The following is a 14,867-nucleotide window of genomic DNA, read 5'->3' as shown; positions in this document are numbered from 1 at the left end:
TGCCGCCGCGCCTTGGCGTCGATGGGATCGCCCTCAGGGACGACCGACGATCTCTGCCAGACGGTGATAACCCTCGCCGATCGAAGTTGCTTCTTCCTTACCCTGACCGAGAAAAGCCTCCATAGCTGGCATCAACGCCACCGCCTCGTCGACTTCCGCCGAGGCGCCGGCGCGATAAGCGCCGAGACGGATCAGCTCCTCCATGTCCGCGTAGGTCGCGAGCAGCCGCCGCGCCCGCCGCACGGTGGGCAGGTGCTCCGGGTCGCAGGAGCGCGGCATGGTGCGTGACACCGAGCGCAGGACGTTGATCGCCGGATAGCGCCCGCGTTCGGCGATGCCACGCTCCATGACGATGTGCCCGTCGAGGATGCCACGAACCGCGTCGGCCACCGGTTCGTTGTGGTCATCGCCCTCCACCAGGACCGTGAACAGGCCGGAGATCGCCCCCTCCCCCGTGCCAGGGCCGGCCCGTTCGAGCAGGCGGGGCAACTCGCTGAACACCGTGGGGGTGTAGCCCTTGGCAGTTGGCGGCTCGCCGGCGGCCAGGCCGATGTCGCGTTGGGCCATCGCGAAGCGCGTGATCGAATCGATCATGCACAGGACCTGCGCGCCCTGATCGCGAAAATACTCGGCGACGGCGAGCGTCACGTAGGCCGCGTTGCGCCGCATCAGCGCCGGTTCGTCGGAGGTGGCGACCACCACCACCGAGCGCGCGAGGCCGGCCGGCCCAAGGTCGTCCTGAAGGAACTCCTGAACCTCGCGTCCGCGCTCGCCGACGAGGCCGATCACCGCGACATCGGCAGCGGTGTAGCGGGCCAGCATCGACAGCAGAACTGACTTGCCGACGCCCGAGCCCGCGAAGATGCCCATGCGCTGCCCGGCACACATGGTGAGGAACGTGTTGATGCAGCGGACCCCGAGATCGAGGGGGGGGCCGACCCGGCGGCGTGCATGAGCGGCGGGCGGATCGGCGCGCAGTGGATAGATCACCGGTCCCGGCGGCAACGGTCCGAGCCCGTCGATGGGACGTCCGAGCGCGTCGACCGTCCGGCCGAGCCACCCGGCCGACGGCCGTATCGCGCCTGCGGCCTCATCACGCACCATGGCGGGGCAGCCGCGCCGCACCCCTTCCAGGGAGCCGAACGGCATGGCCAAAGCCCTGTCGCCCTGGAACCCGATGATCTCGCACGGCACGGCACCGAGCCCGTTCTCGACCATGATATCGAGGCGCCCACCCAGTCGCATCGCTGCCACGGGGCCGGCCACCTCAACGAGGAGGCCGCGAATAGCCACAACTCGGCCATAGGTCTCCAGCACCTCGACGCTGGCGAGTGCGGCCTGTGCTCCGGCCAGACGCAAGCGGGCGCTGCTGCGATTAAGGTCGGTCATCGGCGATCATCGACGCATCTCTCAACCATTCGTTTACCTCCCTCCTTAACACTGCGTGCATCGGCCTTGTAGCAGGCCCCCGGCCTTGGCCGGGTGCCGGGGTCCGTTCAGTTTCGCGTCAGGCATCGCTACGGCGTGGCTCCGAAGTGACAGGCTGCAATAAGGAACGATGGTACAGGTACTTAGGTGAGAGTCTTCAGGTCTTGCATCACGCCGATCGACTGTCTTTCGAGAACAGATCGTCAACGGCGGAAAGCGTGGTTGAAGGCAAGCCTCAAATCGGTGCTTGCGCCAGCGAATCAGGTTTTGTTAACGATTAACCAATAGCGTTTCACGTCAATGACGAGGGAGCGTTCGCCACGGGCCGGTGGCGGACGAAGGCGGGGGCTTGCCCGTACGCTTGCACACGGCCGGCTGGGCTGGGGACCGACGATGCGGGTACTTCTGATCGAGGACGACAGCGCAACCGCGCAGAGCATCGAATTGATGCTCAAGTCGGAGAGCTTCAACACCTACACCACCGATCTCGGTGAGGAAGGAATCGATCTCGGCAAGCTCTACGACTACGACATCATCCTCCTCGACCTGAACCTGCCCGACATGTCGGGCTACGAGGTGCTGCGGAACCTCCGCGTCGCCAAGGTGAAGACCCCGATCCTGATCCTCTCCGGCATGGCCGGCATCGAGGACAAGGTGAAGGGCCTCGGCTTCGGCGCCGACGATTATCTCACCAAGCCGTTCCACAAGGACGAGCTCGTCGCCCGCATCCACGCCATCGTGCGCCGCTCGAAGGGCCATGCCCAGTCGGTGATCACCACCGGCGACCTGATCGTGAACCTCGATCAGAAGACCGTCGAGGTTTCGGGCTCCCGGGTCCACCTCACCGGCAAGGAGTACCAGATGCTGGAACTCCTCTCTCTCCGGAAGGGCACGACGCTCACCAAGGAGATGTTCCTCAACCACCTCTACGGCGGCATGGACGAGCCCGAGCTGAAGATCATCGATGTGTTCATCTGCAAGCTGCGCAAGAAGCTCGCCAATGCGTCTTCGGGCAAGAACTATATCGAGACCGTCTGGGGCCGTGGCTACGTGCTGCGCGAGCCCAACGAGGGCGAAGAGCGCATCGCCGTCTGAGCCTTCGGACAGCTTTGACGAAACGGCCCCGCGCAAGCGGGGCTTTTTTCGTTCAAGGCACTGCTCTGCTGCACTTTTCGCGAAGGGATCCATCGTGTCGGAGTCGGGCGTGGGCGCGAGGCACCTGCTGAGGGTGTGGAGGCGGCCGACAAGCTGCTGCCTCTGATCGCACCTCCGCCGGGGCTGGCCGCCGAGCGCCCTGTGGCTCGGCGGCGGAGGCTGCCTACAGCCCGACCACGCGGCGCAACTGCTGAGCCGGGAAGGCCGCTGTCGCTGTCGGGGCGCGGCTGGCCGCCGCGGCCTGGTTGTAGAGGCCGCGATGCTGCGCGCTCGGCACCAGCTTGTCGGTGAGACCGATCACGGTTTCGGCGGCGCCCAGCAGGACGCAACCGTCCGGGGCGAGGCTGGTGCTGAGGCGCGCGAGGACATCGCCCTTGGTCGGCGCATCGAAGTAGATTAGCACGTTGCGGCAGTAGATGATGTCGAACACGCCCAGCGAATCGAAGGGCTGGAGCAGGTTCAGCGGCCGGTAATCGACCATCTGGCGCAGGTTGGCGGCAATGCGCCATTGCTCGCCGACCTGCTCAAAATGCTTGATCAAGGACTGCACCGGCAGTCCGCGCTGGACCTCGAAATGGCTGTAGAGGCCGGCCTTGGCCTTCTCCAGTACCTCGGTGGAGAGATCGGTGGCGACGATGTCCACATGCCAGCCGGCGAGCCGTGGCGCCGCATCGTGCAGCATCATCGCCAGCGAATAGGGCTCCTGCCCGGTCGATGCGGCCGCGCACCAGATTCGCAGGCGGCGTTGGCCTGCGCGTCGGGCCATCGCCTCGGGCAGCAGCACATCCCTGAACAGGTCGAAGGGCGCCCGGTCGCGGAAGAAAAAGGTCTCGTTGGTGGTCATCGCCTCGACCACCGCCTTCTCCAAGGCGATGTCGCGGCCGTTCTTCAGCGCATTCACGAGATCGTGCAAGGCGGCAAGGTTGAAGCGTCGGCAGACCGGCCCGAGCCGGCTTTCCACCAGGTAGCGTTTCTCACCGCTCAGCGCGAGACCCGAGCGGGTCTTGAGATAGGCGCGCAGGAAGTCGAACTCGACGTCGGTCATGCGCCCTGCCCCATCAGAAGTGTACGGATCGCCGCCCCGATCTCGCCGAGCGGCAGGATCGCCTGGGCGAGGCCGGCCTTGGCGATGCTACCGGGCATGCCCCAGACCGTGCTCGTCGCCTCGTCCTGGGCCAGCACTGCGGCGCCCGCCTCGGTGAGGGCACGCGCGCCCCCCGTCCCGTCCGAGCCCATGCCGGTGAGAACCACGGCCAGTGATGCGGGCCCGAAGATCGCAGCTGCATCGTGGAACAGCACGTCTACGGCCGGACGGCAGAAATTGACCACGGGCCCGTCATGGAGGCGGATCGCCACCTCACCGCGCCCGCCGGGGGCTCCGGACAGCCCCATATGCCGGCCGCCGGGCGCCACGTAGATCCGGCCCGGCTGCAGCCGTTCGTCGGCCTTGCCCTCGGCGGCCGGGAGGCCGGTCCGTGCGCCGAGATGTTCGGCGAAGACGGCGGTGAAGACCGGCGGCATGTGCTGCACGATCAGAACCGGGAACTGGCGCAGCGTGGCGCTGCCGATTTTCTCCAGCACTTCGCCCACCGCACGCGGGCCGCCCGTGGAGGCGCCGATGAGCAGAACGCGCGGTGCGATACCGGCGCGCGCCTTTGGGCGCAGGACGATCGGCGGGGCGGGACGCGCCGCCGGCGCGACGGAGTGGCCGGTCGTCGCAGTGCCGGATGAGACAGGCCCACGTTTTCGGGCGCGGGCCGAGCCGAACACACGCACCCGCTCGATGAGATCGACCCGGAAGGCGTCGGAGGTGGTGACGCCGCGGTTGCTCTCGGGCTTTGGGATATAGTCCACGGCACCGAGCGCAAGGCAGCGCAGGGAGATGTCGGCGTTGCGCGTGGTGAGCGTCGACATCATCACGATCTGCACGCCTGGGCTCTTGGCGAGCAGCAGCGGCAGCGCCTGGGTCCCGTCGAGTTCCGGCATGTCGATGTCGAGCAGGATGACGTCGGGGTCGTGGCGCGCCATCGCGTCGACGGCGATCCGTCCGTTCGACGCCGTTGCCACCACGTCGTGCCCGGCCTCGGAAATCCAGCGGGCGACGAGCCCGCGCACCACCGCGGAATCGTCCGCGATCAGGACGCGGACGCGGTGTCCGCTGGCCGGAACAGCGACGCTCGGCGTCGCTGCGTAGGAGGGTGCGGTGGCTGCCATCATGGGTGTCACGCTTCAAAGCTACGCAAAAATTTCGGGCAGTGAAGCGTCGCCGCCTGGGCGGGAAACCCGTCCGCTGCGAGACTCTTCAGACGGCGTCGGCGTCGGCGGTAAAACCGACCTGCGCGAGCTTGGCCGTGACGATGTCGCGGTCGAAGGGCTTCATGATGTACTCGTCGGCGCCGGCATGGAGCGCGCGGGCGATGGCACCGACGTCGTTCTCGGTGGTGCAGAACAGGACCTTCGGCTTTTCGCCGCCCGGCGTCCGCCGCAGAGCCTTCAGGAAGTCGTAGCCGTCCATGGTCGGCATATTCCAGTCGAGGAGGATGGCGTCCGGCATCGCCTCGCTGCAGGCGGTGAGGGCCTTTTCGCCGTCCTCGGCCTCGCCGACCTTGAAATTCATGTTCTCGAAGATGCGGCGCGCCACTTTCCGGATGACGGCGGAATCGTCGACGATGAGGCAGGTCTTCATCGGTCTATCCTCCTTGAGGTCGATCAGGCGGCGCCGACGGCGCGGGTGTTGGCGCCGAACGCCAGGAGCGCGTCGACGTCGAGGATGACGAGGAGGCGGCCGTCCAGACGATGGACGCCGAGCGCGAGGTCGCGCCAGCGCGCATCGAGGTTGATCGGTACCGGCTCGTAGGTATCGCTACCGAGCTTGAGCACCTCGCCGACACCGTCGACGATCAGCGCGAAGGTCTCGCCACCCTGTTCGAGGCCGATGGCCATCCGGTTTCCCTCTTCGGTCCGGGCCGGCAGGCTGAGGCGGCGGCGCAGGCACAGGGCGGTGACGACCCGGCCGCGCAGGTTGAGCAGGCCGACGATCTCCGGGGGGGACAGGGGTACTGGCGTCACGCCGGCGGGGATGAAGACGTCATGGACCCGGTCGATGGCGAGACCGAACATGGTCTCACCGACGAACACGGTCACGAAGTCCCGCGTGGCGCCGGTCTCTGCGGCGTTGCTGTTGGCAGCCTGAATCATGGGCGTGAGCTCCGGATCTCGTATACTGGGGCCGGTTTCAGGCGGCGTTGGCGAGGCTGGCGACATCGAGCTCGGCGAGCGCCGAGATCAGGCCGCTTCGATCGAACTTCGCCACGAGATCGGCGATGGACAGGGCACGTGCACGCTCGACGGCGTCCGCGCCGATGGTGCTCGATATGCCGATGACCGGCAGATCGGACACACGGCCTTCGACCTTGCGCATGGCCCCCACGAGATCGAAGCCGTTGCGGCCGGGCATCTCGAGATCGCACACCACCACGTCGATGCGACCGTTGGTCAGCAGGGTCGCCACCGCCTCGTCGGCGCTGCCGGCGGTCACGACGTTGTAGCCGGCGGCCTTGAGAACCGGGCTCAGCATCTCGCGGAAGAATGCCGAATCGTCGACCAGCAGAAGCGTCGAGGACCGCTTGACGGCCTTGCGGGGGCCGCGCGCCCAATCGTCGTAGGCCAGCGGCAGGAAGTGGGCGATGTTGATGATCTCGGTGGCGCGGCCGCGCAGCACAGCGGAACCGATGAGATCGGAGCGGTCGGCGGCGATCTCGACGTCGAGGCGCTCCTCGACGATGTCGACGATCTCGTCGACTACGAGGCCCATGGCGCGCTCGCCATCGGAGAAGACCACCAAGGCCTGGGTACCGGTGCTGCGGATCTCGATCGACGGATCGGCGGGCACCAGCGGCATCAGGCGGCCACGGTACTGAATCAGCGGACGGCCACCGACCCACTCGATCTTGGACGCCTCGATCTCTTCGAGGCGCGTGACGAGGGAGAGCGGGACCGCCTTGTAGCTGCCCGCGCCGCCCTTGAAGACCAGAAGCGTGGCCTTGGCATCCGCCGCCTCGGTCTCCTCGGCCTCGGCCTCAACCGGGACACCGCCCGATTGCGAGCCGTGGCTGACCTGCTGGGCGATGCCGTTGGGGTCGACGATCAGAACGACGGCGCCGTCGCCCAGGATGGTGTTGCCAGCAAACAGCGGCAGGTGGCGCAACTTGGAGGACATCGGCTTCACGACGATCTCCTCCGTGTGGAAGACCTCGTCGACGAGGATGCCGAAGCGCTGGCGGCCGACCTGGGCCACCACGACGAAGCCGGAATCCGCCGCGTCGATCGCTTGCTCGTGACCGAGGACGCCGGTGAGCGTGACGATCGGCAACAGGCGCTCGCGCAGGCGCAGCACCGGTGAGCCGTTGATCCGCTCCACCTTCTGTGCGGTGGACTTGTCGACGCGCACCAGCTCCAGCACCGCCACCTGCGGCACCGCGAAGCGCTGATCGCCCGCCTTGACGATGAGGGCGGCGATGATCGCCAGGGTGAGCGGGATCTTGATGGTGAAGGTGGTGCCGCGGCCGAGCTGAGTGTTGATGTCGATGACACCGCCGATCAGCTCGATGTTCGTCTTGACCACGTCCATGCCGACGCCGCGGCCCGAGACCGAGGTGATCGCGGCGGCGGTGGAGAAGCCGGGGTGGAAGATGAACTTCGCCACCTGGGCGTCGGTCATCCGCTCGATCTCGGCCTGGCTGGCGACCTTGCGCTCCACCGCCTTGCGGCGGATGGCGGCGAGATCGAGGCCCTTGCCGTCGTCGGCGATCTCGATCGTGATCGTGCCGCCCTCGTGATAGGCGGAGAGGCGGATGGTGCCGCGGGCCGGCTTGCCGGCGGCCTTGCGGTCCGCGGTGGACTCGATGCCGTGATCGGCCGAGTTACGCACCATGTGGGTGAGCGGATCCTTGATGACTTCGAGGACCTGGCGGTCCAGCTCGGTCTCGGCGCCGCTCATCACGAGCTCGATCTTCTTGCCGAGTTCCGACGAGAGGTCGCGCACCACGCGCGGCAGCTTCTGCCACGCGTTGCCGATGGGCTGCATCCGCGTCTTCATGACGCCTTCCTGCAACTCGGCCGTCACGTGGGACAGGCGCTGCAGCGGAACCTTGTAGGTCGAATCGTCGTGGCGGCGGGCGATTTCGAGGAGCTGATTGCGGGTCAGCACCAGCTCGGACACCATCGTCATCAGGTGTTCGAGGGTGTCGACGTTGACGCGGATCGTCTGGACCTTGGCAATGCCGCCCTCGGTTTCGGTCGCCGGCGCGTCGACCGATTTCTGGGCCGCTGCAGGCTCCGGCGCGGGCGGGCTTTTCTGCTCGGGCTCGTCCCTGACTTCGGGCGCCGCGGCGACGACCGGCAGCGGAGCGGGCGCGTCGAAGGAATCGGGGCCCTCGGCTTCCATGAAGGCGCGCTCGAGATCGTCGAGGCTGACTTCGCCGGGTTTGAGTTCGCGCGAGACCGGCTCGGGCAGTTTGATATCGACGACCGGCGCGGGTACGGGCGCGGTCATCGGGGCTGCCGACATCACGTCGAGCGCGCCGATGAGATCCTCGTCGCTACCGAGCGGCTCGGTGCCGGTCTTTTCCAGATCGCCGAGGATCGACTTCAGGCGATCGAGGGTCACGAGGATCAAGCTCACCGCGGGGCCGGTCACCGGCATGCCGTCGCGGAACTGGCCCATCAGCGTCTCTGCGGCATGCGCCAGCGCTTCGAGGCGCGGCAGGCCGAGGAAGCCGCAGGTCCCCTTGATGGTGTGGACCAGGCGGAAGATGTTCCGAAGGATGGTCTGATTGTTGGGGTCCTGCTCGAACCGCACCAGTTCGGCATCCACCGTGTCGAGATGCTCGGCGCTCTCGGTCAGGAACTCACGCAACAAGTCGTCCATGAGAGGCACTCGGTCCATACGCGCACTACAGTCTGTGCAAGATGGACTTTGGGCCTAACCGGTTAGGGAAGGGTTTCACTACAAACCCCAAAGCCACGAAACTCGACAATATTTGCCGGCGTCGCGGCCGCAGTTCAGGCGAGAGCGGTTTCCGGAGGCTCGCTGTCGGAGGGGCGCGCATCCTCCAGTGCCGGCTCGGCTGCCGGCGTGGTGTGCGGCTCGGCGGCCACACGCGTCGGCACGGCCTCGATCGTTACCGTGTCGCCCTCAATGGAGAAGCGCACGTCCATCGCCGCGGCCCGGGCCACGAGGCCGGCGTAGAACGGCAGGATGGCATGGGCATCGACGGTGCCGCTCTCGGGCGTTCCGGCGATCAGCGCCTCGACGTGAGCGGGAATACGGGCATGCGAGCCCTTGCTCGTCAGGGTGAGGGTCGGCGCGTCGCCGTCCCCGCGTACCACGACGTCGATCAGTCCGCCGCGGGGGATCGCACTCTGGGCGATCACCACGAGGTTGAGGAGCAGCTTGACCTTGTTCTTCGGGTAGAGCGCCTGGGGTGCGGTCCAGGCCAGCTGGGTCTTGTCGTCGACGAACATGCCGCGCGAGACCTTCTCGGCATCGGCCAGATCGATGGAGGCGCCGGCCGACCCTGCGGCACCGAAGGCGATGCGGGCGAACTGGAGGCGGGCCGAGGCCTGGCGCGCGCTCTTGGCGATCAACTCCAGGGCGAATTCACGCATGGAGGCGTCGCTCTCGTCCTCGAGGACCTCGAGGCCGTTCACGATCGCCCCGACCGGACTGATCACGTCGTGGCAGACGCGCGAGCACAACAGCGCGGACAGATCGAGGGCATCGAGTTGGACGAGGGTCATGGTGCGCTCCGCGCAGGCGTGTCTTGGCCGCCGATGGAATGACGGTTCGTCGCGGCCGGTCGTCGAGGGGCACCGATAGACGGACCGGGTTGCTTTGAAAAGCGCCGACTCGTCGACGCACGCGAGTCGACAACCGGCGCGTGCCGCGGCATGACGGTAGGATCATGTTGATCGATGAGCAGGGCCGCGACCGGATCGCGGCGACCTTGACCGAGATTGCCTGCGAGGCTGGCGAGATTCTGCGACGCTACCACGGCGGCGATTGTCCGCACGTGGTGAAGCCCGACGGCTCGCCCGCGAGCCTCGCCGATCTTGCCGCCGAGACGTTCATCATCGCGGCGCTTGCCCGGAACTGGCCCGACATTCCGGTGATCGCCGAAGAATCGTCCTACGATCATCCGCCGGCGCCGATGTTCTTTCTCGTCGATCCGCTCGACGGGACGCGCGATTTTCTGGCCGGAAACCGGGAATATAGCGTCAATATCGGCTTGATCGCAGGCAATCGGCCCATCGCCGCGGCCCTGGCAGCACCCGGCCTCGGCCGGGTCTGGGGAGCGGGCACCACCGCTTTCGAATGTCCCATCATCGACGGGCGGCCGGGCGATGCCCGGACGGTGGGCGTTCGCCCGGTTCCGTCCGATGGCCCGGTGGCGCTCGTCAGCGGCCGCCACAGCGACGCCGAGACCATGGCCTGTCTCGCTTCTCTGCCGGTGAGCAGAACGCGCGGCATCGCGTCTGCGCTGAAGTTCTGTCTGATCGCATCGGGTGAGGCCGATATCTACATCCGCTGCGGCCCGACGATGGAATGGGACACGGCTGCCGGCGATCACGTTCTGACGAGCGCCGGCGGCTGCGTCGTCGTGGCCTCCGGGGCGCCGATCACCTACGGCCATTACGCCAGCCATTATCGCAACGGGCCCTTCGCCGCTTTGGGCGATTGCCGTTATGCGGACCGGCTCGGCCTGCCCGAACGCAGTCCTCCGGCGCGCACCACGCCGCTCCCGACGTAAGACGTCTTGTTTCTCATTCGGCTGGGTCGGCGTCGGGTGATCTGCGCAAGTCCGGCCAGCGCGCTTCTGCCTGTCCGGGTAGATCGGCATCTGCCGCGAAGGCGGCTCGGTTTGCGGTTGAGCGGAACAGGTACAGGCGCGATCCGTCGGGACCGGGTACCAGCAGGAAAATCAGCGGATCGGTGTTCACGAACCGGCCCTCGATCACGCCCAGCGGATCGAAGCCCCCGAGACGCGGCGCGTAGATCGCCGGTTCGGCCCGGAACGCTTCGCGATTGGCGGGATGCGCGAAGCGCCACGTCCGGCCGCTCCAGCTGTATTCGAACGCAGCCAGTCCGGTTTCGGGGCTGTTCTGGCCGCCGAGGAAGTAGCTGACGGCATCGAACCCACCGAGCGCGACCCTGGCGGGGGGCTCGGGTGCCAGTTGCGCAGCCCATGCGGGGGCGGCGGCCACGCTGGCGATGCCAAGTCCGACGCAGTGACGCCGCGTTAACCCTATGTTGCCGTGTTTCTGATTCATCATCCTCAAAACCGATGGCATGCCGCCGATATCCGCGCCGGATGCCTGGGTGCCCGTCGGGCATGGGCCGGATCGCTGTAGCGATTTATCAGTACGCGGATCAGGAGGCACGATGTCGACACTGCAGGCATCCCAGAGTTCCGGCGACGGTCTCACGCGACGCCGATTGGCCGTCCTCCTCGCCGCATCGGGCTGCTTGGTGCTCGCTGCCTCGCCGTTGCAGGCCGCAGGCCCCCGCGCCGACCTGGAAGGCGATCCGGGGCGGTTCCGCCCGGAAGAGATCGTCGATAACGGGCATCGATTCTTCGGTTCGGTTTCGCGCGGTCTCGCCCTCACTGTCGAGGAAGCCACGCGCCGCTGGGGCGAGCCCAACGGATACATTCTCGGCCAGGAGGCCTCGGGCGCCATCGTCGGCGGCGTGCGGTATGGTGAGGGGACGCTCTACACCCGCAATGCCGGCCAGCGCCGCATCTTCTGGCAGGGGCCATCGATCGGCTTCGACGTGGGCGGCGACGGCGACCGCACCATGATGCTCGTCTACAACCTGCCGGCTGTGGCCGGTCTCTACCAGCGCTTCGGCGGCCTCGACGGCTCGGCCTACTTCATCGGCGGCTTCGGAATGACCGCGGTGACGGCCAACAATATCGTCGTGGTGCCGATCCGCACCGGCGTCGGCGCCCGTCTCGGCATCAATGTCGGGTATATCAAGTTCACTTCCAAGCCGACCTGGAACCCGTTCTGACGGTGTCGTCGATTTCTCGGCGACTTGCTCGCGGAGGGGGAACATGGGCTAAAGACGGGAGTACCGGCGACGCGTGATCTTTCGCGCCTTCGCCGGCCCCGCATCACCCCCCGGCATGTTGGATGAGCGTTTCCGCGTGATCGAAACCGTGATGATCTTCGCACTCGGCTTCCTCGCGGCGAGCCTGTGCGCCCTGTTACTCCTGCCTGCGGTCAATGCCCGCGCCGCGCGCCTGTCCCGGCGCCGAATCGAGGCCCGCTTGCCGCTATCCGTGACCGAGGTTGCGGCCGAGAAGGACTACCTCCGGGCCCAGTTCGCCGTCGCGCAGCGGCGCCTGGAGCGCAAGGTCGAGACTACCCGCGCGAATCGCCATGCGGATATGGCGGCCATCGGAGCGCGCACCCTCGAGATCGCGGCTCTCGCACGCACCGTCGAGGAGCGCGAGGCGGCCATGCGCGAGCGCGATGCCGTCATCGCCGAGACGCGTGCGACGCTCGGGGGCGTCGAGCACGACCTCGAGACCACGCGCAGCGACAGTGCCATCGGCGTCGCCACGCTTCAGGTCCTGGAAGAGGCCCACCGGGACGTGATCGAGGATTTACGTGCGATTCGGCACATGCAAAGTGCGGTGGTCGAGATGCAGCAGAGCGGAACCGAGGTGCCCCTCGATCCAATCGTCGCGCCCGCCCCGATCATGGACCAGGCCGCCTTGTTCGCCGAGCGAGAGGCCTTGCGTACCAGTCTCGCGGCCGCCGAGGAGGCGCTCGCTCAGGCGCTGGCGCAACGCGACGGCGAAACGGACGATTTGCGGCGACGGATCACCGAGGTCGCAGACATGGTGATGCAGCGCGATCACCTTCCGAAGGCGACCGTATTCCCGATTTCTGCAAGATCCTGAGGGCATCTGCCTCGTCACCCTCGGCACACGTTGCGCGGTGGCAATGCTGCGGCGTAGAAAGCGCTCCGACCACGGCGCGACCACGTGCTTGCCTTGTTTCGACCACGCCGGCGCATCATCGGATCGCCTATTCCCCATCCTATGAGACGGACTGCGCCCCCCATGGCACTGAAGTTGACCTCGTTTGCCCTCGTCCTCGTCGCCTCGGCCTCCCTGGCTGCCGGTCCGGCCCTGTCGCAAGCGGCCCCGCAGACCAAGCGCGGCAACGAGACCCTGAAGAAGTATTGCACCGGCGACTACCTGACCTATTGCGGCAACCTTTCGCCGGATGATCCGGCCATGGACAAGTGCTTCCAGGCAAATTGGAAGAAGCTCTCCGAGAATTGCCGCCGGGCCATCGACGCCTATCAGGCTGCGCCCGCCAACAAGGGCTGAGGCGCGTCGCACCGGCGCATCCTCGCGATCCCGAATGCGGGATTAAGCGTGGCCGTTGTACTCGCATCGCTGCGCGCCAACGGCTATGCTGTGGTCTACCGAGTGCCGGACTGAATGCGTCGATGCCCCTCCGTTTTTCCAGTCATCTGACCACGATCGCCGCATTGGCGCTCGTCGCGCTTGCCGCTTCGGCCTGTGGCCGGCGCGGCGGCCTCGAAGCGCCGTCCGCCGTCAAGACAGAAAAATCGGCTGCGACCGCGCCGGTGACGGCGAGCCCGCGCGTCCTGCCGCAGACCATCGGACTCGGGGGTGGCGCTGCGGCGCCGGACCCGGATGCGGTGCGCGACGGTGACGAGCTCGACCCTCAGGCCGTCCCCGGCTCTGGGACCGAGGCGCCGATCAAGACTTCGCGTGGGGCCAGACGCGGCTACACCGTGCCCAAGCAGCCATTCATCCTCGATCCGCTCCTGTAGGATCGCTTCCCATCGCGCTTGGGCGGTGATGAACGACCTGCCCGGATCGCGTGGTTTCGCGTGATGGATGCGCGAAACCGGCCTCCGCTTTTTCGCATCATGCTGTAAGGCACGCCGATGCATCATTTCCAATACCGCGATGGCCGCCTTCAGGCCGAGGACGTCGACGTCAGCGATCTCGCCGAGACGGTCGGCACACCGTTCTACTGCTATTCCAGCGCGACGCTGGAGCGGCACTATCGCGTGTTCGCGCAAGCGTTCGCCGGTGACGATGCCCTCGTCTGCTACGCGATGAAGGCGAATTCCAACCAGGCGGTGCTGACCACCCTGGCCCGTCAGGGCGCGGGTATGGACATCGTCTCGGAGGGCGAGTTGCTCCGTGCCCTCGCCGCCGGTGTCGATCCCCAGAAGATCGTATTCTCCGGCGTCGGCAAAACGCCCGAAGAGATGGCGGCGGCGCTCAAGGCCGGCATCTACTGCTTCAATGTCGAGAGCGAGCCCGAACTTTTCGTTCTCTCACAGGTGGCGACCTCCCTCGGCCTGACGGCGCCGGTCTCGATCCGGGTGAACCCGGATGTCGATGCGGGAACGCATGCCAAGATTTCCACCGGAAAATCCGAGAACAAGTTCGGCATTCCGATCGCGCGCGCCCGTGCCGTGTACGCGCAGGCGGCGGGTCTGCCGGGCCTCGCGGTGTCGGGTGTCGACATGCATATCGGCAGTCAGATCACCGATCTCGCCCCCTTCGATCACGCTGCATCGCTGCTGGCCGGGCTCGCCCGCGATCTCCTCTCCGATGGGCATGCGCTGCACCACATCGATTTCGGCGGCGGCCTCGGCATCCCCTATCGCGACGACAATGCGCCGCCACCGGATCCTGCCGCTCTGGCGGCGATCCTGCGCCCGCATTTCGCGCCACTGGGCCTGCGCCCGGTCTTCGAGATCGGCCGGATGATCGCCGGTAATGCCGGGATCCTCGTCACGCGGGTGCTCTACGTGAAGCGCACCGAGGGCCGCACCTTCGTCATCGTCGACGCGGCCATGAACGACCTCATCCGTCCGACGCTCTACGACGCGTATCATGCGCTCAAGCCGGTGATCGAAGCAAAGCTCAATACTCTGCGCGTCGTTGCGGACGTGGTCGGCCCGGTCTGTGAGAGCGGAGACTACATCGCTCTGGCACGCGACATGCCGGAAGTCGTACCCGGGGACCTCATCGCAGTGATGAGTGCCGGTGCCTACGGTGCGGTCCAGGCCGGGACCTACAACACCCGGCGCTTGGTGCCGGAGGTTCTGGTGCGCGGACCTCAATTCGCTATCGTTCGCCCGCGCCCGACCTACGAGGACCTCATCGGCCTCGATCGCGTCCCCGACTGGCTGGCATCGGCGGGCTGATACGAGTTGC

The 14,867-nt window shown here is 66.9% G+C and carries 15 protein-coding genes; 7 read left to right on the top strand and 8 right to left on the bottom strand.

Annotation, left to right across the window (positions count from 1 at the left end; genetic code table 11):
- Positions 1-33 precede the first annotated feature (33 nt).
- Complete coding sequence (gene fliI, locus G3T14_RS18065) at positions 34-1,389, bottom strand: flagellar protein export ATPase FliI (RefSeq protein WP_163643929.1); 1,356 nt, start codon at positions 1,387-1,389, stop codon at positions 34-36.
- A gap of 432 nt (positions 1,390-1,821) precedes the next feature.
- On the opposite strand from fliI, the gene G3T14_RS18060 reads away from it, so the two are divergent.
- On the top strand, positions 1,822-2,523 hold the full coding sequence (locus G3T14_RS18060) for a response regulator transcription factor CtrA (RefSeq protein ID WP_019903129.1): 702 nt from the start codon (positions 1,822-1,824) through the stop codon (positions 2,521-2,523).
- Positions 2,524-2,746: 223 nt separating this feature from the next.
- Here the strand turns inward: G3T14_RS18060 and G3T14_RS18055 are convergent, their stop codons facing one another.
- From G3T14_RS18055 to G3T14_RS18030, 6 genes are all read right to left on the bottom strand, one after another.
- Positions 2,747-3,628 carry a protein-glutamate O-methyltransferase CheR gene (locus tag G3T14_RS18055; RefSeq protein WP_163643928.1) on the bottom strand — a complete coding sequence of 294 codons (882 nt, stop codon included), beginning with the start codon at positions 3,626-3,628 and terminating at the stop codon, positions 2,747-2,749.
- The gene (locus G3T14_RS18050; protein WP_163643927.1) at positions 3,625-4,800 is read right to left on the bottom strand and encodes a chemotaxis response regulator protein-glutamate methylesterase; all 1,176 of its coding nucleotides are present in this window, start codon (positions 4,798-4,800) and stop codon (positions 3,625-3,627) included. The genes G3T14_RS18055 and G3T14_RS18050 overlap by 4 nt, the downstream gene beginning before the upstream one ends.
- Positions 4,801-4,885: 85 nt before the next feature.
- Positions 4,886-5,269: a response regulator gene (locus G3T14_RS18045; protein WP_163643926.1), complete on the bottom strand. Its 384-nt coding sequence runs from the start codon at positions 5,267-5,269 to the stop codon at positions 4,886-4,888.
- Between the two features lie 23 nt (positions 5,270-5,292).
- Positions 5,293-5,781, bottom strand: coding sequence for a chemotaxis protein CheW (locus G3T14_RS18040; protein WP_163643925.1), 489 nt, complete (start codon positions 5,779-5,781; stop codon positions 5,293-5,295).
- Positions 5,782-5,818: 37 nt separating this feature from the next.
- Positions 5,819-8,512, bottom strand: a complete 2,694-nt coding sequence (locus G3T14_RS18035; protein WP_163643924.1) for a hybrid sensor histidine kinase/response regulator — start codon at positions 8,510-8,512, stop codon at positions 5,819-5,821.
- A gap of 134 nt (positions 8,513-8,646) precedes the next feature.
- A complete protein-coding gene (locus G3T14_RS18030) occupies positions 8,647-9,384 on the bottom strand; it encodes a histidine phosphotransferase family protein (protein WP_163643923.1) in 738 nt (245 codons plus the stop codon).
- A gap of 164 nt (positions 9,385-9,548) precedes the next feature.
- On the opposite strand from G3T14_RS18030, the gene G3T14_RS18025 reads away from it, so the two are divergent.
- Positions 9,549-10,394, top strand: coding sequence for a 3'(2'),5'-bisphosphate nucleotidase CysQ (locus G3T14_RS18025; protein WP_163643922.1), 846 nt, complete (start codon positions 9,549-9,551; stop codon positions 10,392-10,394).
- A 13-nt stretch (positions 10,395-10,407) separates the two neighbouring features.
- On the opposite strand, the gene G3T14_RS18020 is transcribed toward G3T14_RS18025, so the two are convergent.
- Entirely contained in the window at positions 10,408-10,917 is a 510-nt protein-coding gene (locus tag G3T14_RS18020) for a YHS domain-containing (seleno)protein (RefSeq protein ID WP_246733411.1), read from the bottom strand.
- Positions 10,918-11,026: 109 nt separating this feature from the next.
- Between G3T14_RS18020 and G3T14_RS18015 the strand changes: the two genes are divergently transcribed.
- The 5 genes from G3T14_RS18015 to lysA all read left to right on the top strand — a co-directional run bounded on the left by G3T14_RS18015 (position 11,027) and on the right by lysA (position 14,857).
- Positions 11,027-11,656 (top strand): DUF1134 domain-containing protein, encoded by a 630-nt coding sequence (locus tag G3T14_RS18015; protein ID WP_163643921.1) that lies wholly within the window; start codon positions 11,027-11,029, stop codon positions 11,654-11,656.
- Positions 11,657-11,792: 136 nt separating this feature from the next.
- On the top strand, positions 11,793-12,554 hold the full coding sequence (locus G3T14_RS18010) for a hypothetical protein (protein WP_163643920.1): 762 nt from the start codon (positions 11,793-11,795) through the stop codon (positions 12,552-12,554).
- A gap of 162 nt (positions 12,555-12,716) precedes the next feature.
- Positions 12,717-12,989, top strand: a complete 273-nt coding sequence (locus G3T14_RS18005; protein ID WP_163643919.1) for a 3',5'-cyclic-nucleotide phosphodiesterase — start codon at positions 12,717-12,719, stop codon at positions 12,987-12,989.
- A gap of 122 nt (positions 12,990-13,111) precedes the next feature.
- A complete protein-coding gene (locus tag G3T14_RS18000) occupies positions 13,112-13,462 on the top strand; it encodes a hypothetical protein (protein WP_163643918.1) in 351 nt (116 codons plus the stop codon).
- Between the two features lie 117 nt (positions 13,463-13,579).
- The gene (lysA, locus tag G3T14_RS17995) at positions 13,580-14,857 is read left to right on the top strand and encodes a diaminopimelate decarboxylase (protein WP_163643917.1); all 1,278 of its coding nucleotides are present in this window, start codon (positions 13,580-13,582) and stop codon (positions 14,855-14,857) included.
- The last annotated feature ends 10 nt before the right edge of the window (positions 14,858-14,867 follow it).

This window comes from Methylobacterium sp. BTF04 (assembly GCF_010692745.1).
In the GTDB taxonomy this organism is placed as follows: Bacteria; Pseudomonadota; Alphaproteobacteria; order Rhizobiales; family Beijerinckiaceae; genus Methylobacterium.
This window is presented reverse-complemented; position numbering and strand designations above follow the sequence as displayed.